The organism is Pantoea sp. 18059 (genome assembly GCF_902706165.1).
Taxonomy (GTDB): Bacteria; Pseudomonadota; Gammaproteobacteria; order Enterobacterales; family Enterobacteriaceae; genus Pantoea; species Pantoea agglomerans.
On record NZ_CACSJS010000003.1, the window covers coordinates 159,308 to 185,394 of the forward strand.

Genomic DNA, 26,087 nt, shown 5'->3' on the forward strand with positions numbered 1-26,087 from the left:
CGCCAGTCTGGAACCATCAGCAGGCGCAGGGTCAGATTATTACTGCGCCACCAGGCGACCAGTTGTCATCATCCTTCCGCATTATCCTCAACAATCACCGCCACGCGTTGCCCTGCACGTACAGCGCTGCCTGGCTGCACACTGACCTGCTGAACAATGCCGTCGCACGGCGCCAGAAGCGGGATCTCCATCTTCATCGACTCCAGCACCACCAGTGTATCGCCTTCCCGCACCCGGCTGCCCGCCGTCGCCTGCACCTGCCATAAATTGCCGGAAACCGGGCTTTCAACCCCCTGCTCGCCTGGCTGCAGCGGCGCGTCGCCGCCTTCATCGGCCACACTTTCCTGACTGTCAAAATGGGCCTGACCGCTGGCGATCCAGCGGTCACGTTCCGCATTGAACGCGGCTTGCTGGTGATCGCGAAACAGACCGATGCTCTGCGCTTCACGGGCGAGGAAATCCTGATATTCCGCCAGCCGCAGCGTGCTGTGCTCAATGCGCAGCGGATAGCGACCGAGGGGAAAATCGCGGCGAATCTGCAACAGCTCACTGGCTGAAACCGGATAAAAACGGATCTGATCGAAAAAGCGCAGCAGCCAGGGTTTACCGCCAAAATCGGCGACTTCATGATACCGGTTCCACATCTGCAGCGTGCGGCCGACAAACTGATAGCCGCCTGGCCCCTCCATGCCATACACACACAGATAGGCACCGCCGATGCCAACCGAGTTTTCCGCCGTCCAGGTGCGGGCCGGGTTATATTTTGTCGTCACCAGCCGATGCCGGGGATCCAGCGGTGTGGCGACCGGCGCGCCGAGGTAGACATCGCCCAGCCCCATCACCAGATAGCTGGCTTCAAAGACCGTGTTCCAGACAGCCTGATCATCCGGCAGATCGTTTATCCGGCGGATAAATTCCAGATTACTCGGGCACCACGGCGCATCCTGCCGCACGGTGGTCATATATTTTTCGATGGCCTTCTGACAGGCCGGATCGTCCCAGGAGAGCGGCAGATGCACCACGCGTGTGGGAACCTGAAGGTCATCACTCATGCAGACCCTCTCCCACTCACCGCGCACCCACATCAGCAGCACGTCGGGCGTCAGCGTCTCCGGCTGAAAGTGGATTTGCAGCGAGCGGATCCCCGGCGTGATATCAATAATGCCGTTGCGGGATTGCGCTTCCAGCGCCTGCATCAACGCATGAATGCGAAAACGTAACACCAGATCCAGTTCCGGCTCGCCAGCCTCCAGCAGCAGATGCGTATCACCAGAGAGGCGCGCCACCAGGCGTTTATCCGCTGCGCCGCAGGTCATCACGATGGGCGAAATCAGCGGCGCAGGCTGCCAGTCTGTTTCCTGTGGCTGGAGCGTGGTCAGCTCGGTGCGTCGGCCCTCTGCCAGTCGGCGGGCGGTAGGAATATCCACCGCGACAAACTGCACTTTGTCACCGGCTTTGAGCTGTCCCAGTTGCCAGAGGTCCGCCTCGATTACCGTCACCGGGCAGACGAACCCGCCAAGGCTCGGGCCATCCGGCCCCAGGATCACCGGCATATCACCGGTAAAATCGACCGCGCCGATCGCGTACGGGTTGTCATGGATGTTTGAGGGGTGCAGCCCTGCTTCACCGCCGCTGTCGCGGGTCCAGATTGGCTTTGGCCCGATCAGGCGAACGCCGGTGCGGCTGGAGTTAAAATGCACTTCCCATTCTGTGGCAAAAAACGTCTCGATATACTCCGGCGCAAAAAACTCAGGCGCACCGTGCGGACCATAAATGACGCGCAGCGTGCGCACCGTGGCAAGCTCTGTTTGCAGTCCGACGGGCAGTTCCGATCCGGTTGCGCTTGCAGAACGCGGAGCGAGATGCAGCACGTCACCGCTACGCAGTGCCCGTCCGGCATGTCCGCCAAACTGACCAAGGGTAAAGGTGCTTTTGCTGCCTAAATAGTCCGGCACCTGAATGCCGCCGCTCAGACAGAGATAACTTCTGACGCCCGCGCCACTTATCGCGCCCAGCTTCAGCGTTGCCCCGGCCGGAATGGTAAAAACAGAATTCATTGACTGTCCGACGCCATCCAATGTGACAGTGAGCGGCGCGCCAGAGATCACCGCCTGAATCTCAGTGTTAAATTTCAGGGTGGGTCCATTCAGGGTGATTTCCAGCGCGGCGTCACCCTCCTCATTGCCCAGCAGACGGTTGCCCAGACGCAGTGCGCGATCGTCCATCGGCCCCGATGGCGGCACGCCTACCGCCCAGTATCCCAGACGTCCGGGATAGTCCTGAACGCTGGTCTGGGTTCCGGCACTCACCACTTCAACCGTTGCCGCCTGATAGGCGAGCTGCTCCAGACAGCGGGTCCAGGGTTCGCCAGCCGTGAAGGCCGAGAAGGCCAGAATCTGCAACAGATAGAGGCGATTGGTTTCTACGCCATAGAAACGGGTCTCAGCCAGCGCCTGTGCCAGGGTGGCGATGGCTTCCTCGCGAGTGGGGCGCCAGGTGATAACTTTTGCCAGCATCGGGTCGAAGAATGGCGGGACTTCACAGCCGGCTTCCACCCAGCGGTCAATGCGCAGGGTTTTACCGTCGGCTGCCGGAAAGAGGACCTGGGTTAACTGCCCGGGCGAAGGCTGGAACTGCCGCCCCGGATCTTCCGCATAAATTCGCGCCTGCACGGCATGGCCCTGAGGATTCAGCGCGGCGGCTAACGCATGAAGCGGAGGAAGATCGCCTGCTGCCAGCTCAATCATCCACTGCACCAGGTCAACACCCCACACCTGCTCCGTGACGCCATGTTCAACCTGCAGCCGGGTATTCACTTCAAGAAAATAGAACTGCTGCGCTACGCTGTCATAGACAAACTCAACTGTCCCGGCGCTGCGATAGTTCACCGCTTTTCCCAGCGCGATAGCCGCCGCGCATAAAGCCTCCGCCATACCTTCGGGCAGATTCGGCGCTGGCGTCTCTTCGATCACTTTCTGGTTACGCCGCTGTACCGAGCAGTCGCGTACGCCCAGCGCGATTACCTCGCCCTTGCCGTCACCGAAAATCTGCACTTCAAGATGACGGGCGCGTTCGATATATTTTTCGAGAAATACCCCGGCATCGCTGAAGTTGTTCTGGCCGAGGCGCTGGACCGTTTCAAACGCCTCTGACAGCGCATTCGCATCACGACAGACCCGCATACCGATGCCACCACCGCCCGCGGTGCTTTTGAGCATTACCGGATAGCCGACCCTCTCTGCGGCGCGGCGGGCTTCGCTGATATCCGCCAGCAGTTCACTGCCTTCCAGCAACGGCACCCCTTCGGCTTCCGCCAGCGCGCGGGCCGTGTGTTTCAGGCCAAAAGTCCGCAACTGCTGCGGTGTGGGGCCGACAAAAATCAGACCAGCAGCCTCGCACGCCTCAGCAAAGGCGGCGTTTTCCGAAAGGAAACCGTAGCCAGGATGAATCGCTTTCGCCCCGCTCTGCTGCGCGGCGGCGATGATCTTTTCCGTTACCAGATAGGTTTGTGCGGCCGGGCCTTCGCCAAGACTTAGCGCCACATCCGCCTCGCGGATATGTAAACTGCTCAGATCGGCTTCGGAGTAAACGGCGACCCCTTTCACCTGCATGGCACGCAGCGTGCGCAGGATGCGACTGGCGATAGCACCGCGATTTGCAATCAGTAAGGTATCAAACATAAGCGAACTCTCAGGGATGCGGGTCGTCCCGCAAAATTCGATATTCCCTGGGGCCGTCCCCGGGGCTGACCGGCACGTAACAGGCGTACGCCGGTGGTGTGTTGAGAGGTCTGGCGCAAAAGGCTGAGAAACTCAGTCCCGCTTGTCGCCATGGCAACGCTGACTCAGTTCCACACCAGCACTTCGGCGGGCGTCGGGTTCCAGCCGTTACAGGGGTTATTCAGCTGCGGACAGTTGGAGATCAGCACCATCACATTGCATTCGGCTACCAGCTCAACGTATTTGCCGGGTGCCGATAGCCCATCTTCAAAGGTCAGACCGCCTTCCGGCGTAACCGGAACGTTCATGAAAAAGTTGATGTTGGCACCGATATCACGTTTGTGAAGGCGGCCATCGTGCAGGCAGGCGCAGAGAAAGTTATCCCGACAGCTGTGCATGTAGCGCTTATCCTGGGCATAGCGCACGGTGTTGCTCTCCTGCGAGCAGGCTCCGCCCAGGGTATCGTGACGACCGCAGGTGTCGGCGACGATAGTCAGCAGCGGATTGCCGAGATTCGAATAGAGCACGCTGCCGGTGGTCAGATAGACGTTTCCCTGACGACGCAGCGTGCGCTGAGGATCGTAGCGTTCCCGCGGGTTATCGCTGTTATAGAACAGGGTATCAATTGCCTGATTCCCTTCGAGGTCGAGCAGGCGAAGCGTCTGCCCTTTTTTCACTTCGAACAGCCAGGGTTCGCCTGCCGGTATCACGTGGCGATAGACGGCATCTTCAGGACGACGATCAGAGTTGATAAGGGTCATCGCAGCCTCCTTACAGGGCAAAAAGTTGGGTGTTCTGAAGCGCGCGCTGGTTTTCACCGCGCGTGACCATCGTTTCACTGACGGCCTGCATATCGTCGGCCTGATACCAGCTCAGCTGAACCGGTCGCGGGAGATAGTCAGTGGCGGGATCCTGCGGATGTGGCAGCGCGGTCAGCACCATCAGCACGTCCATGGGTGCGAACAGTTCAGTGAAATCGCCGGCGCGGCTGTTGCCCGCGCTGAACCGGAAGCGGCCCTTCTCATCAACCGTGACCTTGCTGAAAAAATTGACGACCATCAGCAGATCCTCCAGGCCCAGATCCCATTTGCCCATCTCAACCAGCAGATTATCTGTGCCGTTGCGGTAGAAGCCGTTGCGCAGCTCCTGATAGCGTCCGGCTCCATACTTATCGTGCGCTTCCGCCGCGTTGAGTACGCCGCCAAACGGGTCGTGCCAGCCGCAGCTGTCCGCCACGATCGCGGCCAGTACGCGTCCCATGTCGGAATAGAAACAGTGCCCGGTGGTCAGGCGAGCCGTATGCTGGCCTTTCAGGGTGTCCGGCAGATTCAGGCGTTCACTTTTCTCGTGGGGATTGAGCATCATCATGCTGACGTTAGCGCCACCCTCGATGTCGGTCAGGCGCAGGATCTGCCCTTTCCGCAGAATCAGCGAGGTGTGCCCTCCGCCAGGCAGCTGCTCTTCGCGCAGGCTCGGAGCTGAATGAAAAAGTGCGGTCATTGAGCGGTCTCCTTGAGGGGATAAATGTTGTTTTTGTTGCGGGTTGCCAGCTGCGACAGCCGCGTTTCATTAAGCGGGATGTCGTAAGTGATACGCGCGCCCCAGGCATTGGGGGCCTGAGGATCGATGCGCACTTTGTCGAAAACCAGCAGCCGGGTGCCAAGATTGAAGCCTTCGGCAAGGTCGTGAGTGACCATAAACACCGTCATGCGGGTTTCGCTCCAGAGCTGGAGCAGCAGCGCATGCATATCTTTGCGGATGCCGGGGTCCAGCGCGCCGAAGGGCTCATCCAGCAGCAGTACGCGCGGCTGCATGACAAAAGCCTGCGCAATCGCCAGCCGCTGCTGCATCCCGCCCGAAAGCTGCGCCGGATATTTATCGAGAGAATGGCCCAGCCCGACTTTCTCCAGCATCTGTTTTGCCTGCTCACGGGCATGGCGTTTTCGGGTGCCAAACAGCCGGCCAGTAAACGGTGAAGCCGGAAGTTCGAGGCCAATGGCGACGTTATCCAGCACGTTGAGATGGGGAAAAACCGAATAACGCTGAAACACCACGCCACGGCTGCGATCGGGTTCCGCGCGCAGCTGTTCGCCATCCAGTGTGATCGATCCCCGTGTCGGCTTTTCCTGACCCAGCAGCAGGCGTAAAAACGTCGACTTACCACAGCCGGACGCCCCCACCAGCGAGCAGAACTCGCCCTCTTTCACCTGCAGATTGATGCGTTCCAGCACCACGTGGTCGCCATACTCCTGCCAGATATTTTTGATATCGATAAAACTCATTCCCGGCCTCCTTCCGCCCAGGGGAAACAGGCTTTGTGCAATTGACGCAGCGCGAGATCCATCAGCCACGCCAGCAGCGTGATCCAGATGACATAGGGAATGATCACATCCATCGCCATATAGCGACGAACCAGGAAAATGCGATAGCCCAGTCCGGCGGTTGCGGAAATGGCTTCGGCGGAGATCAGAAAGAGCCATGCGGATCCCAGCAACAGGCGCAGCGAGGTGATCAGCCGCGACAAGAGCTGCGGCAGCACAACCCGCAGCACCACCGTCCAGCTGTTCGCCCCCAGAGTTTGTGCTTTGATAAACAGCTCTGCGGGGATTTCCCGCGCCCGATGTTCAAGGTCGCGCGCCAGCATCGGCGTAATCCCGATAACAATCAGCATCACTTTTGACAGCTCATCCAGCCCGAAGACGATAAACAGCATCGGCAGGAGCGCCAGCGGTGGGATCATCGACACCACGGTCATAAAGGGTGACAGCGCCGCGCGACTCATCGGGAAGACGCCCGCAGCAACACCGATGCAGAGACCAATCAGTGAAGAGATCGCCAGGCCGGTCAGCAGACGGCTTAAGCTAATCCACGTATCCGCCCACAGCAGATATTCGCCGCTGCGCTTGTCCGGCGTGAAGGCCATCCGATCAATAGCGGCGATCATCTGTGACAGTCCGGGCAGCAGCTTGTCGTGTGGGTTGGCTTCAAGACGCACCGCCGAACTGATAAACCAGACGGCGATCAGCAGCACAAAAGGTAATAGCATCAGCGTCAGGCGCATTCCCTGCCGGGGATAGCGGTTGATGTGGCGCATGGCAAATACTCCTGAGATCGGTGATTACAGCTTGCCCGCAGCGGCCATCTTCAGATAGCTGTCGTCAAAGCGCAGTTTGATGTTCGCTGTATCACCGACGGTGATGTTGCCAGGGAAGCTCATGCCGATGAAGTCAGCGCTTTGTGCACCCTCGCCCAGTAATCCCTTATCAAAGGAGAACGCGGCGACGCGCTGCATGGTTTTCGCCAGATCGGGGGAAGAAACAAATGTCTGGGTTTCGGCTGGGGTCCAGAACAGATGGGTGGTTTTCAGCTGCGCCTTGTATCCGGCGAGGTCAGTACCGGAATCGGCAGCCATTGCGCTCAGCGCCTGCGCATCTCCGGCCTGCATTTTCGCCATCATCTCAAACCAGGCCCCGGTCAGTGCCTTACCCAGCGCGGGGTTATCTTTCAGGGTCTCTGTATTCACCACCATCATGTCAATCAGTTCGCCCGGTACGGCCGAAGAGCTGAACACCTCTGTGGTTTGTGGGGTCTTCTTGATAACTGAAAGCTGCGGATTCCAGGCAACCGCCGCCTGCACGCCGCTGGTACCAAAGGCGGAGACGATATCGGCATCGGAGGTGTTCACGACCTTAACGTCTTTTTCCTGTAAACCGGCCTTCTCCAGACCGCGAACCAGCAGGTAGTGCGAAACCGACAGCGCAGGAAGATAGACAGACATCCCCTTCAGGTCGCTAAGTGTTTTATTTGCGCCTTTCAGCACCACACCGTCATTGCCATCAGAGAAGCTGCCGGTGATCAGCGCCGTGGAATCAATTCCGCCCGCCGCAGGTATGGTCAGCGCATCCATGTTGGTCATGGTGCAGCCGTCGAACTGACCCGCGGTGTACTGGTTGATCGACTCGATATAGTCATTGAGCTGGGTGATATGAATTTTGATGCCGTATTTGCTGGCCCATTTATCGATGATTTTCTCGTTGCTGATGGTGCCCCAGGGCATCCAGCCCGCATAGATGGTCCAGCAGATATTGAACTCTTTTTTGACCGCGGCGAAAGATGGCGCGCTGACCAGCAGCGTCAGCGACAGAATAAGCGTCAGGAGGGGTGATTTCTTCATAGTTGACCTCTGGTTGGCACAAAAAAACGGGAGCAGCGCAAGACACCATTTGGTGCCGCTGTCTCCCGGGCTTTTGTCCCGCCGTGTAACCTCACAGAGGTCGCCAGCTCTCGGACCAGACATTCACCTGCGTGAACCGGAACCCTAGCCAGCTATTTGCTATCAATTGTGTCGAACGCTGCTTACTGTTCAGACTTCAGCAAATGGCGTGCCAGAAATTAACTTAAGTAAAATCAGAGAAATAGAGAGAGCGGAATCCAGAAGGCACCGGGATGGTGAGTCAGTAACGGGCGTTGCACATTATCAGTGCTGTGCGGGTGTAAGCTATGAGGGCGGCTGACACTTTGTGGAATGTAAACTTAGAGTAAGAATTCAGGATAGGCCTGGACAAGCAAAAGAATCCTTATCAGATCCTTTTGCTTGTGAGCATCTTAGCTGTTTATATGAATTTGAATCAGGCATATGGCGAATTTAATCACTGTCAATTATTTGATTTTTTCGGTACGCCCATTTCGACGGTCTCAAGAGATTTGAGCATATAGGGGGTGAAATCGACTTCCTTACCGTCGACGAGGTTTATCATTGAGCCTGAACCACAAAATGCAGCTTCATCACGTATCAGGCAGAATGACAGGTTTTTTTTGACCCCTTTTTGTTTTTCTTGCAGGGGTATATTGTTGTCGATAACCGCATAGCCACGGGCATTGACTGACTGGATATTATAGAGTTTTACAGGCTGCAACTCACTCAGGTTTTTAATATCATAAACGTTTAGCGAACGCTGGCTACTTTCTTTGCTTAATGTGTAATTTTTCTTTTTCCATAATCCTTCATTTGTATCAAAGTAGACTTTTTCAGGTAATACTCTTCCCGGTCCGTACCCATTATGTAGGACATCGGCAGAATACAGGCAAAACCAAGTATTAAATGGAGGTCGTTTTATTTTTAATGTTGCGTATTCGGGCGGGTAGAAATTTTTAAATGAAATGTTATCGCATGAACTATTTCCGCTGTTACTGGATATGCCTTTGTAATAATTAATAAACCTGTCTTTGTTGAAAGTAGAGGGTATATATATATCTGGAGTAATAGAGCCCACAGATTTTTGTGATAACAATGCCAGAGTTAGAAAAATTAAAAACCTTTCCATTATCCTCTCCTTAACTGATCTGATTCGGGTTTTTCGTTGGTCGGGTTGTTATTGCTGTCCGGGAATTTCTGCTCAGTGAGAACAGCTATTGCACTGCCGTAGACACAACATCGGGCTTCAAAACCATTCAGCCCCTGATAGTGTTCGTTATTGACCTGGTTTGGCAGATTAACGGCGGCGCTGGCCTGCCAGAAGGCCTGGCTGCGATAGTAAACTTTTATTCCGCTCCCACGAGCGTTAACGCTGCATCGCTCCAGTAAATGTGGGTTGTCGGCGTAAAGTGCCATACCCCTTGCCACCCAGTAAAATCCTGCGCTACTGGCCGCCTCATACAGATCGCTGCTGATGTTATTCCGCCAGCGGATAATGTTTTCAGGGACGTGGTTTTCGGTGTCAGACAGGTGATTGTCGGTATAGCGAATGCCGCGGTGTAAATACAGACGACTGTATTCATTTATCAGGGTGTTCCTGATATTTTCCGGGCAGGTCCGTCCCCGGAAGCCGAAATAATCTAAGTAGTTTTCAGGATTAGTAAGCTGTAACAGGCCGCGCCCGTACCACGGGTAGTACCAGATGTTGTAGCGCCGGATAACCTGACGCGTACGCGGGTCTGCTTCCGTATAGCGGTGCCCTTCCTCCATCGATCCCAGCCAGCCCGTTTCCTGAATGCCGTTCCCCAGGAAGCAGGCGATGCGCAGCGGGGTAGTTATCAGGTATTTCTGCATCGTCCTGTTTATGTGCGTACGGATAGTGTCCGGGATGCTACCAGCAGCATCCCGGTAATTTATGGCCTCCCAGCGGTAATCATTTCGCCCGGCCGCTCTTAATGCGTTCCGTGGAACAAGCTGCTTCAGCTCTGATTTGCTCAGCCAGCAGCATTTGCGAAAGTGGGTAATGAAGGCCAATGGATGGAAATGCCACAGCCTGCCGGTGCCATGTTCACCGGTCTCAAAGCACAGCGCTGAGGCATGACTTTTCAGCCGTTCATAGTCTTCTTCTGACATGGCCGGAACATCGTCAGAGCCGGTTCTGAGCCAGACATAGCGCTGGTCAAAGGTGGCAACATTCCACTCCAGCGGAAAATGGCAGACCAGACGGCTGCTCAGGTCGCTGATATGCCCGCTGTCCTGCAATCCGGCGATAAGGGGAGAATTACACTGACTGTTGTTGTCCGTGTCATCGTCCACCATCCGCCACCCTGTCCAGTGCTGGAAATCAGCATCGCTGAATTTTTTGATGTCAGGTGAAGCCAGGTTAACCATGCCCGTTCCGCCGGGGAAGCTGACAGTACGCCATAAGGGCGCATCAGCAGGCGTCAGGGTTTCATGTTCAGTGCTGATGACCCGCCCGAAATGGAGCAGTTCGAGCCCGGCAGACGGATTCTGCGGGTACAGGCGCTTAGCCGTCCAATACATGTTGTATTCATACTTCGCTGTATCGTCGTTTTGATCAACGTCAGTATTCACCAGCGGATCCCCCACCGTGTCGAAACGTGCCGCCGTGGTGGTGTTCTGCCTGCGGGTGAGCATCGTGCAGTCGCCTTTTTCGAAGGTCATGCTGACGAATAACGGTTCCGTGGTGGTATGAACGGTATTCAGGTGGTCCGTGCCTGGTGAGGTAGTGTCAGACACCGATTTGTAAAAGCGTGTACCGGGCGGCAGATAAAAATGGATATCGCCATAAACCGTGTCGGTTCTGCCGTCACGGGTGATATCGAGTTCAGGTGTGGTGCGTCCGGTCAGCTTCAGCATGTTCTCGTTGTCACAGAATACCTCAAAGTGAAAGGCATTGGTTTCGCTAACCATACCACTCTGCCCGATACGGTCCTTGCGCCAGACTTTTGCTCCGGCTCTGATTACCGGGTCCAGCCGGTCCATGAGATGCATGTACAGGGAGTAATAAACGACACGGCAGTTTTCACCGATATCGGTCTGATGCTTTAGCAGGACATACCCATCATCGGTTCTGCCATCATAATTCAGCGGGAAAGCATCGCGTTTGTTTGTGGAAGACGGAGCCCGAAAAGAAACAACTTCCCCATCAGCAATCGCGCGGACAAACTCAATACGTTCGTAGCCTTCCTCAGTGCGGTCGGTGTGGAGGACGTGCACGCCCCCGTGCCATGATGCGTGCCGGTTGAGCGGGAAATCCCGGTTGATATCCACGGGCATCATTCTGCTGACCCATGACGGGTCATTTTCTCCGGTGTTCCGGGGACGGACAAACGGCGGGCTGATTATCATGCAGTTGACTTCCTGTCAGGTCTGAAATCTTAGAGGTCGCAGAGTAACGCACTTTTATTTATACGAACGTTGATCACAGACAGGGAAAGCGGCAAATCATTATGAGTCGCTCAGGACTTTATTGACCGTGGAGTTGAAATGCTGAACTACCTTGAGTCTTATCGGTAACAATATGTTTTACCTTCGTCCTGCTTTCCCAAAATAATGCCCCGGACCGTGACGCCCATCACTTATCGCTATATAATCCAATGCATAACGTATTTGAGGATAGTTAATGAAGCGCTTCTGGCAGGCATGCACACTCGGTTTACTGATACTCCTTCCGCTCTCTTCCCAGGCATCGCGCCAGATAACCGATCAGACAGGCCGCCAGGTCACGATTCCTGATCGTGTTGATCGTATTGTGGTGCTTCAGCATCAGACGCTGAACCTGCTGGTGCAGATGAACGCGACCGATAAAATCGTCGGTGTGATGGCGAACTGGAAGCAGCAACTTGGCGACAGCTATGCCCGCCTGGCTCCTGAGCTGAACCAGAAAGCGACACTGGGGGATCTGACGCATGTTGATCCCGAAAAACTGGTGGCGCTGCATCCGCAGGTGGTGTTTGTGACCAACTACGCACCGCATGAGATGATCGACAGCATTACCGCGCTGGGCATTCCGGTGGTGGCTATCTCACTGCGTCATGACGAGCCGGGTGAAAAGGCAAAAATGAACCCCTCTATCCGCGACGAGGAAATGGCCTATGACAAAGGACTGCGTGAAGGGATTACGCTTATCGGCGAGATCATCAATAAACCGGCAGAAGCAAAAGCGCTGATTACGGCCACCGATGAGGGCCGCAAAATCGTCAGCGATCGCCTGAAGGATGTTCCGGCGGAAAAACGCATTCGCGCCTATATGGCGAACCCGGAACTGACCACCTACGGTTCAGGGAAATATACCGGCCTGATGATGCTGCATGCGGGCGCGGTCAATGTCGCCGCAGCGACCGTAAAGGGATTTAAAACCGTGTCGATGGAGCAGGTCATCGCCTGGGATCCACAGGTGATTTTTGTGCAGGACCGTTATCCCTCAGTCGTGAATGAAATCAACAGTTCACCACAGTGGCAGGCTATCGACGCGGTAAAAAATCATCGCGTCTGGCTGATGCCGGACTACGCCAAAGCCTGGGGTTATCCAATGCCGGAAGCGATGGGGATTGGCGAATTGTGGATGGCGAAAAAACTCTATCCGCAGAAATTTCAGGATGTGGACATGAATAAGCTGGCCAATAAGTGGTATCAGCGCTTCTATCGCACCGCTTATCAGGGAACAGAGTGATGCGCGTACTGGCGGCGGGCAGCCTGAAAGCCGTCTGGCCCGCGCTGATGGCATACTTTCCTGAGCCAGTTGAAACCCGGTTTGGCCCCGCCGGTCTGCTTCGCGAACGGATTGAAGCCGGTGAGCCCTGCGATCTCTTTGCTTCAGCCAGTGAGGAGCATCCGCAAAAATTGCTGAACGCTGGGCGAGCGCTGGCAGTCATCCCGTTCACAATTAATAAACTCTGCATCACGGTTCGCAGCGATCGGCTACAGGCGGGAGACGACTGGTATCAGCTAGTGACCCGCGACACACTGCGGATCGCGACCTCTACGCCCACAGCCGATCCCTCTGGCGACTACGCGCAGGCCCTTTTCACCCGGATGGGCAAAGCCGGTGAAGCGGTGCGCCAGCGCGCAAAGGCACTGGTGGGTGGGCGCGACTCTGCACCCATTCCCGCAGGCAAGCTGGCGGCAGAATGGATTATCCTGGAGGATCAGGCGGATCTGTTTATCGGTTATGCCAGCCATCGGGCTGCCCTGAGCCAGATTGCCGGGCTGACAGTCGTTGATATCCCTGCGGCTTTCAATTCTGTTGCGCGCTACGCCTGTGCAGTCATTACCCCAGAGGCGCGTCGGCTGGCGGATTTTTTAGAATCGGAGCAGGCAAAAAAGGTACTGCGGGAAGCGGGATTTGGCGGGAAGTAAATGCCTTTTCTGTCGCGGATGACTTTGCGCCCTGTCAGCATGTCGCTTTAAGGGCGCGAAACACCGATCATTAAAGCTTAGCGAAATCCACCTTAAGCTTGTGACTGATATGTTCAGCCTGCCCGGTGGCACTATCTGCCTCGCCAGTCAGGATAAAAGCGATCGCGAAGGCGAAATCAAACGCCGCGCCCAGATCCTGTCCACTCAGCAGATTGCCATCTTTCACTACCGAGGCATTAACGTAAACGCCATCGGTGACACCTTCTGATGACGTCCCAGAACTGACATAGCGACGCCCCCTTAAAAGACCCTGTGGCGCCAGCACTCTGGCCGCTGCGGAGCAAATTGGGCAGACCAGGCGGCCCGCCTCATCATGGCGGCGAATAAAATCTATCACTGCCGCATTTGCCGCCAGATTTTTGCTGCCGTCAGGACCACCCGGCACAATCACCGCATCAAATAATCGCTCCCGATTCGCCTCCAGCAGCTCATCGGCGACAACCTTCACATGATGATAACTGTTCACTTCGCGATAGGGCTGACAGGCCAGGGTTGTAACCTGAACGCCCAGGCGTGAGAGGATGTCGAGAGTGATAATAGCCTCAGCTTCTTCAAAGCCTGGGGCAAGCAGCAGAGCAACATTCTTATCCATGAAAATTCCTTTTTAATTGGTGTGGATGAAGCAGAGAGCGTTTAATCCTGGTCTGTGCAGGCGCACCCTTTACTGATCCGAATCAAGTCTGAGCAGGGTTTTTAAACGGCAGCGGGCGACACTACCGTGGTGCGTCATGAAGTAAGTGCGTTTAAAACTCTTCCGGCTCGCCCGGCAGTGGCTCGGTCAGTTCCTGCCCTTTAACACCGGCATAGGTAATCACCAGTTCGGCTGGCTCATCCAGGGTGTAACCGCGATGCGCGCTGTTGACCGTCTCATTGAGGGCTTCACCCGCATGGAAGGTGCGCTGTTCGCCGCTCTCTTTATCCTCAACAATCAGGGTGCCGGAAAGAATAAACGCCGCATTCGGCATTGGATGGGTATGCCAGGGCAATGACGTATGGGCAGGTAGCGATAGCCGCATAACGGTCAGCTCAGGTTCGCCGGTGGGATAGGCCTCAAGAACGTCACCGTTCCAGGCCTGGCTGCTGCGCATCACTTCAACCGCGTTAATTTCGTTATCTTGCTTCGACATGGTTAATCCCTGTTAATAATCAATAGAATGCCAGTAGTGACCGATAAGTAAGCTTAGAAGAAAACTGTGTTGATGCCCGCCTGCGTTTTAATAAGCCTGTTAACAGGAATTTTCCGCCAGCGAATACTGGGATGAAAACCTTCCATTAGCGGGCTGGCTGAATTACTGATTAATTAATGTTCAATATTTGCGTTGTGGTTATAAGATATATTCCTCAGTCAGTACGCAACCTGTGAGTTCTGTATTATCTTTGAAGCCATCAACCACCTGAGGGATTTCTGATAATGAAAGGTCTGTTTACGGCATTACTCGCCAGTTCTGTTCTACTATTATCCGCCTGCTCAAAAGATGACGATAACAAAGTTAAAGTTGCGATTAATACCGGGCCTGATGAAGCAATCTGGCAGGTGGTAAAGCAGGTGGCGAAGGATAAATACAAGCTGGATGTCGAAGTACTTAACTTCAATGACTATGTGCTGCCAAATGAAGCGCTGAATAACAAAGAAGTTGATGCTAACGCCTTCCAGAGCCTGCCTTATCTGGAATCACAGTCTAAAGAGCGCGGCTATAAGTTTGCGGTAGTGGGTAAAACGTTCGTTTTCCCGATTGCTGCCTATTCGCACAAAATCAAGAACATCAGTGAGCTGCAGAATGGTGCCACTATCACCATCTCTAACGAAGCCACCACGCTGGGACGCAGCCTGCTGCTGCTGCAGGCGCAGGGTCTGATTAAACTCAAACCGGATGTGGGGTATTTACCGACCTCACTGGATATCATCGAAAATCCAAAAAACCTGAAGCTGGTTGAAGTGGACACCCCACAGCTGACCCGCACCTTAGACGATCCCAACGTGACCCTGTCGATCATTAATACTAATTTCTCGGCTCAGGCTGGATTATCAGCGCACCGCGATGGCTTATTTATGGAAAGTGCCTCATCGCCTTACGTCAATGCGCTGGTATCACGTGAAGATAATAAAGACAGCGATAAAATTCAGAAGCTGAAGTCAGCGCTGCAGTCACCGGAGGTGGCGGCCAAAGCCGAAGAAGTTTACAAGGGTGATGCGATTAAAGGCTGGTGAGTTGCCCGATAATCGATCATTAACGATCAAAAAAGGCCGCACTCTGTTGCGGCCTTTTTTATATCTGCACTTTTACAGGCACATCTGCCAGCACTTATACATCCGCGCCAGCCCGCAAGATCACAGGAACGGTTACGCAGCTGCGCCTTTTGGCTGAGCAGAGAGATGCCCTGCCCACAGACTGGCGACCCATTTCACCCCTTTAGACGTAAAGCGTGCCTGAGAGAAAGCGTGCTGATTTTCACCCGTGCCGGTATGCAGCGTAAAGTAGCCGGCCTGCATATGGTAGTGCTGCGGCGTCAGGGTGCCTTTTGCGCGATACATGATGTTGCGCTCCAGCAGAAACTGGCGAAACTCCGGTTCTTTCACTTTCAGCATTTTGCAGAGCTGCCGAAAGCCCAGCGAGTCATCAACCTCAACGAAGTTATCAAAGAACGCCGCCTTGGGTGCCGAGAGAGCCAGTTGCTGCTCCGCCGCCTGACGCTGTTCAAACTGCTCAGCCCAGGCGCGAGCGGCTTCAGCCGGATTGGTAAAGTCAGGCAGATGGGTCGTCTTCTCGCGGTCCTGCCAGCGATCCAGCACTTCTGCAGTGAAGCCTGGCGACAGGCGTGCCACGGCCAGCAGCGAGTCACGCTTGCACAGACGGTACTCCTGACGCACTTCCCCTTCCCGCTCATACTCATTCACGCTGAGCGGCTGGGAGAGACGCTGAGCCGTCTCCAGACTTTTGATTAACCGCTTCACTTCTCCGTGTGTAATACCGGTCATCTGAGCCAGTTCACGACTGCTCATTGTGACCGATTGTTCCAGAGATTTGAGGCTTTCAGTTGAAATCATCATGGGTTCACCCCTCGCTAACGCTACCAATACCCGGCGGGCAGTCGATTAATTATACAAACACCTGTTCAAATATCCAGTATTTTATTTAAGCAATAACGTAACTGGAAGCTGTTACGCAAACAGCGGGGTGTGAGGCGGTTTTCGGGCTGGAGAGTGCGTGTGGAATGCCTTGCAGGAGACGTTGCGGGCTTTTGCGGCAGCATAAGCGGGTAATCCATCGCTAAGTTATTTACATATAATCACAATGATGGACACAGACTCTTTACATTACAGTATAGTGAAGGCTGTCAGCAGGTTACTGGCCTGTCGGGCTCACTATTTTGATTCGGGGTGCAGGGGCGAAATCTGGCCCGTTACCACTGAATGTCACCTTTTACTGGAGTAAGTCATGCAGCCGTTGAAAGTCGCCTTTATTAAAGCTAACTGGCACAGCGAAATCGTTTCTCAGGTTCTGACAGGATTCGAACAGGAACTGGAAAGCCGCGGTACCTCATATGAGATTAAGACATGGGATGTTCCGGGCGCTTTTGAAATGCCGCTGCTGGCGCAACGCCTGGCGCAGACCGGCAACTACGATGCGATTGTCTGTGCAGCACTGGTGGTGGATGGCGGCATCTATCGCCATGATTTCGTCGCGCAGGCTGTGGTAAGTGGTCTGATGCAGGCACAGCTGGCAACCAATGTGCCCGTCTTCTCGGTGTCACTCACGCCGCATAATTTCCAGCCATCGGCCGAGTTTATCGACTTCTATACTCAGCATTTCGTGAAAAAAGGTCAGGAAGCGGCGCGTGCCGTCTGCCAGATTCACGCCCTGGAACTCTGATACGACTGTAACGAATGCTGACAATGCGTTTGCCTGCGCTGTTAAGGAGAGAAAGTTGGAAAATACACGTCCGCCTCTACCGCCATTTACCCTGGCTGCACAGGCGATTGAAAAAGTCCGGCTGGCTGAGGATGGCTGGAACAGCCGGGATGCGGAGCGGGTCGCTCTGGCCTATTCAGCGGACAGCAAATGGCGCAATCGCGATACCTTTCTGACCGGCCGGGCAGAAATTATCGCCTTCCTGCAGCAAAAATGGCAGCGGGAGCAGCAGTATCGGCTGATTAAAGAGTTGTGGAGTTTTGACCAGAACCGGATTGCGGTGCGGTTCGCCTATGAATGGCATGACGAGCAACGGCAGTGGTATCGCTCATATGGCAACGAGAACTGGGCCTTTGATGAGCAGGGTTTAATGCAGCAGCGTTATGCCAGCATCAACGATCTGAAAATCAGTGAAGAACAGCGGCTGTTTCACTGGCCGCAGGGCCGACGCCCTGACGACCATCCTTCACTGAGCGAACTGGGCTTATAGCGCCAGCCCTTCCAGCGGAGAGCGCAGCTCTCCGCCGTCATCCACTCAGCCCTGCTCGTCCTTGTTCTCAACAAAGGTCGCTTTGTTGCGTGTGACCGTATAAGCCACTTTTTTTACATCTTCCGGTGACGTGGTCACTTCTACCGGTGCAATGGTCACCCGACCCATGCCAAACAGAGTGGGTACATAGCCACCGACCTGGTGTTTTCCGGCCGGAACATGCAGCAGCATGCTTTCGCCGTTAGGCAATCTGCCGGCGTCTTTACCATCTACAGTCAGGAATACACTGGAGCCATCATCTGCGCGGGTCTTGATGTGTGAGACATCAATCTGCGTCGGGCCAGCAGCAAATTCATCTGGCGCATCGCTGGCGGCATGTTTTGCACAGCCAGTCAGTACAGCAGCAACCGTTACAACGGCGAGACTAAAACGATAACGCATTGGGCACTCTTTCTCCTGATCATCAGAACCCGCTATTTTAGCGATTTAGCGGGAGGATGTAAGGGGGATAAGAGTCGGCATGCTCTTAAAAGAGGCTTAAAAGTACCGATTTCCCGGTATATTTGCGTAAAGAATATTTACTGAATAAATACACAGTATTTTTATTGCCTGATCGCAGCGCTTTTAACCTGCTGATCAGCATAAATTTAATCGGAGAATAACAACGAATAAGCGTAGCGTCACAGGCACATAGCGCCGATTTGCCTTAACTCTGCCTCTGTTAATTGGCTGTTATAAGGTTCATAGTGGTGGTTCATCCCCGGTTAATCCCGGCGGCCTTCCCCTCTACAGAGGGCACGATATGCATTCTTATACCACCGATACTGTTTGCGCCATAACCGGCACCCATCCCGCTAACCTGAAGAGCTGGATGAAGCAGGGATTACTGACGCCGCAGCAGTATCAGGAACGCTGGAGTGATCATCACCTCAGTGAAATCCAGACCCTGGTTGGCTTAACAGCCACTGGCGCGACGCTCGACGAAATCTGGCAAGGTCAGCAGGCTGCTTCGACGGTCACCACCTATGGCTGGGCGGCGCGCAAAGGCGACCTGCTCTGGCAACTGGAATTTGGCACACCGCTGTCGCTTTCACGCCAGATGCACACGATGTCCAGCCATTATAGCGGTGATGATTTCGTCATTAATCTGCTGCGGCCGCTGAGCGCCTGGCTTTACGCCGATCTCCGTCGGGGAGCGTCACGTCGCCTCAACCGTTTTGAGCAAACCGTGCAGCAGCAGGCGGATAAAGTCATGCGCGCCTCATCGCGCAACGAATCTTCTATTCCTCTGTTTCTGGAAGCGGTGAGCGTACTTGATAAAACCGAAATCTGGCTTGAAGCCATTCGTCTTACTGCGATGGGCTTTAATGTCGAGGTTGACTCGCGTGCAACCGGGCTGCCAGCCGTTAAAACCGACCTTCATCAGCATCATGTGATGTGGTGTGGTGCCGGCATCAGCCAGCAGATGCAGGACTATTTTGAACAGCAGAGTCTGGATGGCCATCCGGTAATGCTCAGTGGACCTGATTGTAACCTGCAATTTACCCAATCCAACGCCTCCAGCGCTGCCTGACAGCAGGCAGCGCCTTCTTTACCCCTGTTTTTCCGCGCCAGTAAATAATTTTTTTCGTTAAGAATCTCTTAAGGTGGTTCCGTATACTGGTGCCACAACCCTGACTCATTGACGAGACTAAGATGAAAAAGACCTTACTGACCTTCAGCCTTCTCCTGTTACCACTCACTTTTACTGCTGCTCACGCGGCCTCTGGCCTGACCGGTTGTGCAGCCAAAAAGCAGGAGATTGAGACCCAGCTCTCTTTTGCCCGCCAGCACAATAATACCCATCAGGTTGCCGGCCTTGAAAAAGCGCTTAGCGAAGTAAATCAGAACTGTACCGAAAGCAGTCTGCTAAAGCAGCGTCAGGAAAAAGTGGCAGAGAAAAAGTTGAAGGTACAGGAACGCGAACAGGAACTGGCTAAAGCGAAAGCAGAAGGCCGCAGCGCCAGCAAGATCCAGAAGCGCGAAGATAAACTGGCTGACGCTCGCCAGGAACTGAAAGAAGCCGAGCAGGCTCTGCATCAGTAAAACTCATTCTGGCCAGCCACTGCGCTGGCCCGTTATTCTCCCTTCCCCAGCCCTGACCCTCTCTCCTTTCTAAATACCTGATTAGCCTGCGCTATTAACGTCCAATCCATTACTTTATGTAATCCTTTGATTACTTATTCTCATGCACTTAATTGGTGCAGTAAAGTCAACATGGTTACGATCAATTATTTAACTTTTTGAACGCCCTCAAAGATTTGAAAGATAGCGATATTTCCTGTCCTATGCAGAAATTACGCACTCCACGCGCATCTTTATTCGTCTGTAAGGGGCCAGCAATACTAATCTATTCACTTACCCTGCCCCAAAACAGGGCATTACTGCGTTGTGTCATGGCTGATGCCACATCTTATTTGTTTCAGTAGTGTTAGATTATGTCGGCGCAATGCAATGCGCTCTCCATCCACGGCTCCACACAATAAATAACTTCATTAAGAAAGGTTTTTTATGGATAAGTTATCTTATGCGTCTGAAAGCAGCACATCTGCCTGGTCCACCTATTTACAGCAAATCGACCGGGTTGCGCCCTATCTGGGCGATCTTTCACGTTGGATAGATACTTTGCGTCATCCAAAACGTGCGTTGATTGTTGATATTCCTCTCCAGATGGATGATGGCTCAATTCGCCATTTCGAAGGCTATCGCGTTCAGCACAACCTTTCGCGCGGCCCAGGAAAAGGCGGTATTCGCTACCATCCGGATGTAGACCTTAATGAAGTGATGGCGCTCTCCGCATGGATGACCATCAAATGCGCGGCGGTTAACCTGCCTTATGGCGGCGCTAAGGGCGGCATCCGCGTTGATCCGTTCAAACTGTCCGACGGTGAACTTGAGCGACTGACCCGCCGTTACACCAGCGAGATCGGCATCATCATCGGGCCGCAAAAAGATATTCCTGCGCCAGACGTCGGGACCAACAGCAAAGTGATGGCGTGGATGATGGATACCTACTCCATGAACCACGGCACAACGATTACCGGCGTTGTCACGGGCAAACCGATTCATCTGGGCGGTTCACTGGGGCGTGAAAAAGCCACCGGTCGCGGCGTGTTTATTACCGGACGCGAAGTGGCACGCCGTGCAGGTATTGAAATTGAAGGCGCACGCGTTGCGGTCCAGGGTTTCGGTAACGTCGGCAGCGAAGCGGCACGCCTGTTTGATGAGGCGGGTGCTCGTGTGGTAGTGATTCAGGATCACACCGCGACGCTGTTTAATGCCGATGGCATCAATATGGCTGCCCTGACCGAATGGCAGATCGCCAATAAGCAGATTGCCGGTTTCCCTGGTGCGCAGAGCATTGATAAAGAGGCGTTCTGGACCACAGGGATGGATATTCTGATCCCGGCGGCACTGGAAGGTCAGATTACCCGTGAGCGTGCTGAAGTCCTGAGTTGCAAAATCGTGCTGGAAGGCGCAAACGGCCCGACCTATCCGGATGCCGATGACATGCTGGCCACCCGCGGCATTATCGTGGTGCCGGACGTGGTCTGTAATGCCGGTGGCGTGACCGTCAGCTACTTCGAGTGGGTTCAGGACATGGCCAGCTTCTTCTGGAGCGAAGATGAGATCAATCGTCGCTCAGACAAGATCATGACGGAAGCGATGGTACACGTCTGGGAAAAGTCGAAGGAGAAAGATTGCTCGCTGCGTACCGCGGCCTATATCGTGGCCTGTGAGCGTATTCTGATGGCGCGTAAAGATCGCGGTATCTACCCGGGTTAATGCCTGTGGCGCTGTTGCCTGCAGCAGCGCCCTTTTCCCTGACTACTTCATCAGCACCTGAAACTTCGGATTAAATTCATCGAAAATCGGTAAAGCGGCGGCGCCGAGAGCGGCTGTATCGCTGCCGGTCATGCCAATTTTTAGTCGCATATCGTTAAGATAGCGTCCGCGCACCGACTGATAAAGCGGCGGCAATCGCTGCACCATCTGCTCCAGCAACGGCGCAGGCATCATCCCGCCAATAATTACCGCCTCAGCATCAAACACCGACTCCAGAATATTGATTGCCTGACGTAACGGCGTCGTCACATTCTCAATCCATGCGGTAAAACGCGCGGGTTCAATCTGCAACAGATCTTCGGGCAGCGCCCGCATTGGATCGAGACCGCAGAATTCATAAGCGGCCTGCAGCGAGACGTAACGCTCGAGGCAGCCCTGATTTCCGCAGTAACAGTCGCGACCGCCCGGCTCGACCACAATGTGTCCGATTTCGCCCGCATTATGGGCGTGGCCGGTATAGATATGACCATCGGTGAAGATCCCCGCGCCCAGGCCGGTGCCGATATAGAGATAGATAAAGGAGTTCAGGTGGCGCGCTGTGCCGTGAAAGCGTTCGCCTATGGCGGCGACCGTAGCATCATTTTCCAGCGTCACCGGCAGACCGCTAATGGTGGCGAGTTCAGCCTCGATATCGACCTGCTCCCAGCCGTTCAGCGTGGTCGGCCCCACTGATGAAATGCCCTCCACACCAAAAGGCCCTGGCATCACCACGCCAATCCCCAGCACTTTCTGCCACTGAGTACCCAGGAAGGCGCGCATCTCCTCCAGCACGCTGGCAATGCACGCCAGGGTGGCAGCAGGCTGAGGCTTTTGCACCAGAACGAGGCGGCGGAAACGCACTTCGCCGCTGAGATCGACCAGAACCAGCAGCAGCGTCTGGTGATCAAGATGGATGCCGATCGACCAGGCACTGGTGGGATTGAGCGTAACCGGAATTGAGGGCTGACCACGCCCGCTGCGGCGCGGCTGGCGGCTGGTCAGCAGTTCGGCCTGCTCCAGTTCCGCCACGATATTCGAGACGGTCTGCGGCGTCAGCGCCGTCATGCGGGCCAGTTCGGCACGGGTCAGTTCACCGTGCAGGCGAATGGCTTCAATCACCACACGTCGGTTGTGCGCCCGCGCATGTTCAAGGTTGGTACCCGAGGTTTTCATGTTGTTTTCCATTTCAGCGGGACCCGACAGTATTGGTCTCCGAATGCATTCGGGCAAACAATATCTTTGATGCTGCACGCAATTCTCGCGCATCAGGATAGGCAATTTTGCCATAAAAGCGCAGTCTGAGTTTCAGCGTTGTTACGGCTTTGTTGCTATGCCCTCCGGCACTGTGGCACGCCGTTTGCTTAGATTCAGACAGGTCAGTTCACCCACTGACCAAAATTACGCCCCCGATTAAATCAATCAAATTGATTTAATTAACCGACAGCCTGTTGCTGCACAGTGGAGAAGACCATGTCACAGCGTTACACACCCCAACTAAAAGCCGGTTTTGCCGCCTTACTGATGTTAAGCGCAGGCAGCGCGGCGGCGGCCAGCCAGATCAATGCCCTGTTTATGACCCAGGCGGCTTACAGCGAAAATGATATCCGCGCGATGACGCAAAATTTTCAGAAGCAGCACCCGGATGTCAGCGTCAATCTGGAGTTTGTTCCTTATGAGGCGCTGCACGACAAGATTGTGGCGGCGCGTGGCGCGGGCGGCAATGGCTATGATGTGGTGCTATTCGATGCCATCTGGCCAGCGGAATTCGCCCGTTTCGATCTGCTGCAGGATGTCAGCGCACGCATTACGCCAGAGGATAAAGAGAAGGTCTTCCCGGGCGCGATGAACACCGTGGTTTACAAAGGTAAAACGCTGGGTATGCCGTGGATCCTCGACACCAAATACCTTTACTACAACAAAGCGATGCTGGCTAAAGCGGGCATCACCACGCCGCCACAGACCTGGCAGCAGGTGCTGGATGACGCGAAGATCATCAAGGATAAAAAGATTGTCACCTGGCCGCTGGTCTGGAGCTGGTCCCAGGCTGAGGCGCTGGTGTGTGACTACACCACGCTTGTTTCAGGCTTTGGTGGTCAGTTCTATCAGAACGGCAAACTTAACTTCTCCAGCCCGGCTTCACTCAAGGCGCTTAACCTGATGAAAAGCTCGCTCGATGAGGGCCTGAGTAACCCGGCGTCGCGTGAATATCTGGAAGAGGATGTGCGTAAATCGTTTTCTAATGGCGATGCGGCTTTCGCGCTGAACTGGACCTACATGTACAACATGGCGAACGATCCGAAGCAGAGCAAAGTGGCGGGCGACGTTGGGATCATGCCTGCGCCCGGCGATGCGCCAGGAAAAGTGGGGGCGGTAAACGGCTCAATGGGGCTGGGGATCACCAAAGGCAGCACCCATGCCAACGAGGCGTGGCAGTACATTCAGTACATGACCTCACAGCCGGTACAGAATCAGTATGCGAAGCTCAGCCTGCCGATCTGGAAATCCTCTTATCAGGATGAAGCAGTGAAAAAGGATCAGGAGAGCCTGATTGCCGCGGCGGACAAATCGCTAAACGTGATGCTGTCACGTCCGGAGACCGCTGACTATTCCCGTCTGTCGAACCAGCTGCAACAGCAGTTACAGCAGGTGTTGCTGGGTAAAGCCCCGGCGCAGGACGCGATGGCGACGGTTGATAAAAGCGCCGCCCGGCTGCGTTAAGGAGTTATGATGCTGAGTTTGCGTCAACGCGAACAGCGTCAGGCATGGGTGCTGCTGGCACCCATGTTGCTGGTGATGCTGCTGTTAACCGCCTGGCCTCTGCTGCGTACCATCTGGCTCAGCTTTACCGATGCTGCGCTGATTGGCAGTGGTGAAACGCCTGCCTGGATTGGGCTGGAAAACTATCTCTATGCGCTTAGCGATCCCGACTTTCGGGCGTCGATCTGGCGCACACTCTATTTCACCCTTGTGTCTGTCACCGTTGAAGGGATTATCGGCGTGCTGGTGGCGCTGCTGCTGAATCAGAAATTCATCGGGCGCAACGTTTTGCGGGTGCTGGTGATTCTGCCGTGGGCGCTGCCGACCATCGTCAACGCCATGATGTGGCGGCTCAACTTCAACCCTGATTACGGCAGTATCAATGCCCTGCTCAGCCAGCTCGGTATCATTGACGGTTATCGCAGCTGGCTGGGATCGCCGGAGGCGGCGCTCAATGCAGTGATGTTTGCGGATATCTGGAAAAACTATCCGCTGGTCACCCTGCTGGTGCTGGCGGCGCTGCAGTCGATCCCCGAGGATCTGTTTGAAGCGGCACGACTGGACGGTGCCTCCGCCTGGCGGCGTTTCCGGGCGATTACCTTCCCGGCGATTGTTGCACCGCTCGGCGTCGCGCTGGTGTTACGCACCATCGATGCCTTCAAAATCTTCGACATCATCTACGTGATGACGCGCGGCGGCCCGGTGGACAGCACCAAGACCCTGAGCTTTTTCGTTTATCAGGAGTCGTTCAGCTATCTGCGTGCCGGCAGCGGTGCCGCCTACGCGATACTGATGACCCTGATGTGCGCCCTTCTGATCACGCTCTATCTGCTGATGTTATGGCATCAGCGCCGCCGGAGTACCGCTTATGAAAACTAAACTGCGACGGGTCCTGCGTTACGGGGCTGCGATGCTGGTCGCCGTCAGCATTCTGGCCCCGATGGGCTGGCTGTTTCTGATGAGTGTCAGTTCTGCCAGCGATCTCTCCCGCGTGCCGCTGGAGTGGCTGCCGCGTCAGTGGGATTTCAGTCGCTATCAGGGGCTGGTTTCGCTGGCACCGAATCAGCCCGGCAACGTTTTTCTGCACGCGCTGGGCAACAGTTTGCTGGTAGCGACGGTGGCCACAGCGATCTCGCTGCTGCTGGCGATACCCGCGGCGTTCAGCTTCTCACGCTACAGTGGTCGTGATGCCTGGCTTTCCGGCGCTCTGGCGATCTATATGGTGCCGCCCGTGGCGTTTGTGCTGCCGCTCTACTTTCTGCTGCAACAACTGGGGCTGCTCAACACCCGTCCCGGCCTGGTGATGGTCTACTGTTCGCTGATCCTGCCGTTTCTGACCTGGATGCTGAAGAACCAGTTCGACTCACTGCCACGTGATATCGAACAGGCAGCACGGCTTGATGGCCTGCGCTTCTGGCAGGTTCTGCTGCGCATTACGCTGCCGCTGGCAAAGCCGGTGCTGGGCGCTGCCGCGCTGTTCGGCTGGCTGCTCGCCTGGGATGAGTTTTTCTACGCGCTGCTGTTCACCAGCAATATTTCGGCACAGACCCTGCCGGTCGCCATTGCCGGTTTTACCGCAGGACGCGCGACCGATGACGGGCTGATCGCGGCAATCGGCATTCTGGCTTCGGTGCCGCCACTGTTTATTGCCATCTGGTTGCAGAAGACGCTGGTCAGCGGTCTCACCAGCGGCGGAAGTAAGGGATAAT

At 55.0% G+C, this 26,087-nt stretch carries 24 protein-coding genes and 1 riboswitch; of the genes, 11 read left to right on the forward strand and 13 right to left on the reverse strand.

Translation table 11 applies throughout. The features are described 5' to 3' along the window. Positions 1 to 68: 68 nt before the first annotated feature. The 8 genes from uca to GVJ63_RS10240 form a co-directional block, all read right to left on the reverse strand. Positions 69 to 3,680 carry an urea carboxylase gene (uca, locus tag GVJ63_RS10205; RefSeq protein WP_159226802.1) on the reverse strand — a complete coding sequence of 1,204 codons (3,612 nt, stop codon included), beginning with the start codon at positions 3,678 to 3,680 and terminating at the stop codon, positions 69 to 71. Between the two features lie 164 nt (positions 3,681 to 3,844). Beyond that, entirely contained in the window at positions 3,845 to 4,480 is a 636-nt protein-coding gene (locus GVJ63_RS10210) for an urea amidolyase associated protein UAAP2 (protein WP_010670353.1), read from the reverse strand. 10 nt (positions 4,481 to 4,490) lie between these two features. Then, positions 4,491 to 5,219 carry an urea amidolyase associated protein UAAP1 gene (locus GVJ63_RS10215; RefSeq protein ID WP_022624323.1) on the reverse strand — a complete coding sequence of 243 codons (729 nt, stop codon included), beginning with the start codon at positions 5,217 to 5,219 and terminating at the stop codon, positions 4,491 to 4,493. Then, a complete protein-coding gene (locus GVJ63_RS10220) occupies positions 5,216 to 6,001 on the reverse strand; it encodes an ABC transporter ATP-binding protein (protein ID WP_129063356.1) in 786 nt (261 codons plus the stop codon). The genes GVJ63_RS10215 and GVJ63_RS10220 overlap by 4 nt, the downstream gene beginning before the upstream one ends. Next, a complete protein-coding gene (locus GVJ63_RS10225) occupies positions 5,998 to 6,813 on the reverse strand; it encodes an ABC transporter permease (RefSeq protein WP_010247123.1) in 816 nt (271 codons plus the stop codon). Before GVJ63_RS10225 ends, GVJ63_RS10220 begins: the two co-directional genes overlap by 4 nt. Positions 6,814 to 6,837: 24 nt before the next feature. Then, the gene (locus GVJ63_RS10230; RefSeq protein ID WP_159226803.1) at positions 6,838 to 7,893 is read right to left on the reverse strand and encodes a putative urea ABC transporter substrate-binding protein; all 1,056 of its coding nucleotides are present in this window, start codon (positions 7,891 to 7,893) and stop codon (positions 6,838 to 6,840) included. A gap of 60 nt (positions 7,894 to 7,953) precedes the next feature. Next, positions 7,954 to 8,052, reverse strand: a riboswitch (guanidine-I (ykkC/yxkD leader). A gap of 322 nt (positions 8,053 to 8,374) precedes the next feature. Continuing rightward, complete coding sequence (locus GVJ63_RS10235) at positions 8,375 to 9,043, reverse strand: hypothetical protein (RefSeq protein WP_033760429.1); 669 nt, start codon at positions 9,041 to 9,043, stop codon at positions 8,375 to 8,377. Beyond that, complete coding sequence (locus GVJ63_RS10240; RefSeq protein ID WP_200843116.1) at positions 9,043 to 11,286, reverse strand: M23 family metallopeptidase; 2,244 nt, start codon at positions 11,284 to 11,286, stop codon at positions 9,043 to 9,045. The genes GVJ63_RS10235 and GVJ63_RS10240 overlap by 1 nt, the downstream gene beginning before the upstream one ends. Before the next feature lie 274 nt (positions 11,287 to 11,560). Between GVJ63_RS10240 and GVJ63_RS10245 the strand changes: the two genes are divergently transcribed. Next, a complete protein-coding gene (locus tag GVJ63_RS10245; RefSeq protein WP_033768993.1) occupies positions 11,561 to 12,610 on the forward strand; it encodes an ABC transporter substrate-binding protein in 1,050 nt (349 codons plus the stop codon). After that, positions 12,610 to 13,296, forward strand: a complete 687-nt coding sequence (locus GVJ63_RS10250; RefSeq protein WP_159226804.1) for a molybdate ABC transporter substrate-binding protein — start codon at positions 12,610 to 12,612, stop codon at positions 13,294 to 13,296. The genes GVJ63_RS10245 and GVJ63_RS10250 overlap by 1 nt, the downstream gene beginning before the upstream one ends. Before the next feature lie 70 nt (positions 13,297 to 13,366). Here GVJ63_RS10250 and GVJ63_RS10255 read toward each other — a convergent pair whose 3' ends face one another. Then, on the reverse strand, positions 13,367 to 13,948 hold the full coding sequence (locus tag GVJ63_RS10255; RefSeq protein WP_159226805.1) for a DJ-1/PfpI family protein: 582 nt from the start codon (positions 13,946 to 13,948) through the stop codon (positions 13,367 to 13,369). A gap of 151 nt (positions 13,949 to 14,099) precedes the next feature. Continuing rightward, the gene (locus tag GVJ63_RS10260) at positions 14,100 to 14,483 is read right to left on the reverse strand and encodes a cupin domain-containing protein (protein ID WP_010670360.1); all 384 of its coding nucleotides are present in this window, start codon (positions 14,481 to 14,483) and stop codon (positions 14,100 to 14,102) included. A gap of 284 nt (positions 14,484 to 14,767) precedes the next feature. On the opposite strand from GVJ63_RS10260, the gene GVJ63_RS10265 reads away from it, so the two are divergent. After that, positions 14,768 to 15,565, forward strand: coding sequence for a MetQ/NlpA family ABC transporter substrate-binding protein (locus GVJ63_RS10265; protein ID WP_010247110.1), 798 nt, complete (start codon positions 14,768 to 14,770; stop codon positions 15,563 to 15,565). A 132-nt stretch (positions 15,566 to 15,697) separates the two neighbouring features. Here the strand turns inward: GVJ63_RS10265 and GVJ63_RS10270 are convergent, their stop codons facing one another. Continuing rightward, entirely contained in the window at positions 15,698 to 16,405 is a 708-nt protein-coding gene (locus GVJ63_RS10270; protein ID WP_010247108.1) for a phage antirepressor KilAC domain-containing protein, read from the reverse strand. A gap of 388 nt (positions 16,406 to 16,793) precedes the next feature. On the opposite strand from GVJ63_RS10270, the gene GVJ63_RS10275 reads away from it, so the two are divergent. Then, complete coding sequence (locus GVJ63_RS10275) at positions 16,794 to 17,228, forward strand: 6,7-dimethyl-8-ribityllumazine synthase (RefSeq protein WP_010247107.1); 435 nt, start codon at positions 16,794 to 16,796, stop codon at positions 17,226 to 17,228. Between the two features lie 55 nt (positions 17,229 to 17,283). Then, positions 17,284 to 17,757 carry a nuclear transport factor 2 family protein gene (locus GVJ63_RS10280; RefSeq protein ID WP_010247104.1) on the forward strand — a complete coding sequence of 158 codons (474 nt, stop codon included), beginning with the start codon at positions 17,284 to 17,286 and terminating at the stop codon, positions 17,755 to 17,757. Between the two features lie 45 nt (positions 17,758 to 17,802). Here the strand turns inward: GVJ63_RS10280 and GVJ63_RS10285 are convergent, their stop codons facing one another. Then, on the reverse strand, positions 17,803 to 18,198 hold the full coding sequence (locus GVJ63_RS10285) for a hypothetical protein (protein WP_010247102.1): 396 nt from the start codon (positions 18,196 to 18,198) through the stop codon (positions 17,803 to 17,805). Between the two features lie 361 nt (positions 18,199 to 18,559). Between GVJ63_RS10285 and GVJ63_RS10290 the strand changes: the two genes are divergently transcribed. From GVJ63_RS10290 to GVJ63_RS10300, 3 genes are all read left to right on the forward strand, one after another. Further along, the gene (locus GVJ63_RS10290; RefSeq protein ID WP_089414773.1) at positions 18,560 to 19,330 is read left to right on the forward strand and encodes a MerR family transcriptional regulator; all 771 of its coding nucleotides are present in this window, start codon (positions 18,560 to 18,562) and stop codon (positions 19,328 to 19,330) included. 122 nt (positions 19,331 to 19,452) lie between these two features. Next, entirely contained in the window at positions 19,453 to 19,842 is a 390-nt protein-coding gene (locus GVJ63_RS10295; protein ID WP_010247098.1) for a DUF1090 domain-containing protein, read from the forward strand. A gap of 465 nt (positions 19,843 to 20,307) precedes the next feature. Further along, positions 20,308 to 21,582, forward strand: coding sequence for a Glu/Leu/Phe/Val dehydrogenase (locus tag GVJ63_RS10300; RefSeq protein WP_010247095.1), 1,275 nt, complete (start codon positions 20,308 to 20,310; stop codon positions 21,580 to 21,582). 42 nt (positions 21,583 to 21,624) lie between these two features. Here the strand turns inward: GVJ63_RS10300 and GVJ63_RS10305 are convergent, their stop codons facing one another. Beyond that, positions 21,625 to 22,794 (reverse strand): ROK family transcriptional regulator, encoded by a 1,170-nt coding sequence (locus tag GVJ63_RS10305; protein ID WP_010247093.1) that lies wholly within the window; start codon positions 22,792 to 22,794, stop codon positions 21,625 to 21,627. Positions 22,795 to 23,091: 297 nt separating this feature from the next. On the opposite strand from GVJ63_RS10305, the gene GVJ63_RS10310 reads away from it, so the two are divergent. Genes GVJ63_RS10310 through GVJ63_RS10320 form a run of 3 tightly spaced genes read left to right on the forward strand, consistent with a single transcriptional unit; the run spans position 23,092 to position 26,086 of the window. Then, the gene (locus tag GVJ63_RS10310) at positions 23,092 to 24,339 is read left to right on the forward strand and encodes an extracellular solute-binding protein (RefSeq protein ID WP_010247091.1); all 1,248 of its coding nucleotides are present in this window, start codon (positions 23,092 to 23,094) and stop codon (positions 24,337 to 24,339) included. 9 nt (positions 24,340 to 24,348) lie between these two features. Further along, the gene (locus GVJ63_RS10315; RefSeq protein WP_022624334.1) at positions 24,349 to 25,257 is read left to right on the forward strand and encodes a carbohydrate ABC transporter permease; all 909 of its coding nucleotides are present in this window, start codon (positions 24,349 to 24,351) and stop codon (positions 25,255 to 25,257) included. Then, the gene (locus GVJ63_RS10320; RefSeq protein ID WP_010670366.1) at positions 25,247 to 26,086 is read left to right on the forward strand and encodes a carbohydrate ABC transporter permease; all 840 of its coding nucleotides are present in this window, start codon (positions 25,247 to 25,249) and stop codon (positions 26,084 to 26,086) included. Before GVJ63_RS10315 ends, GVJ63_RS10320 begins: the two co-directional genes overlap by 11 nt. The last annotated feature ends 1 nt before the right edge of the window (position 26,087 follow it).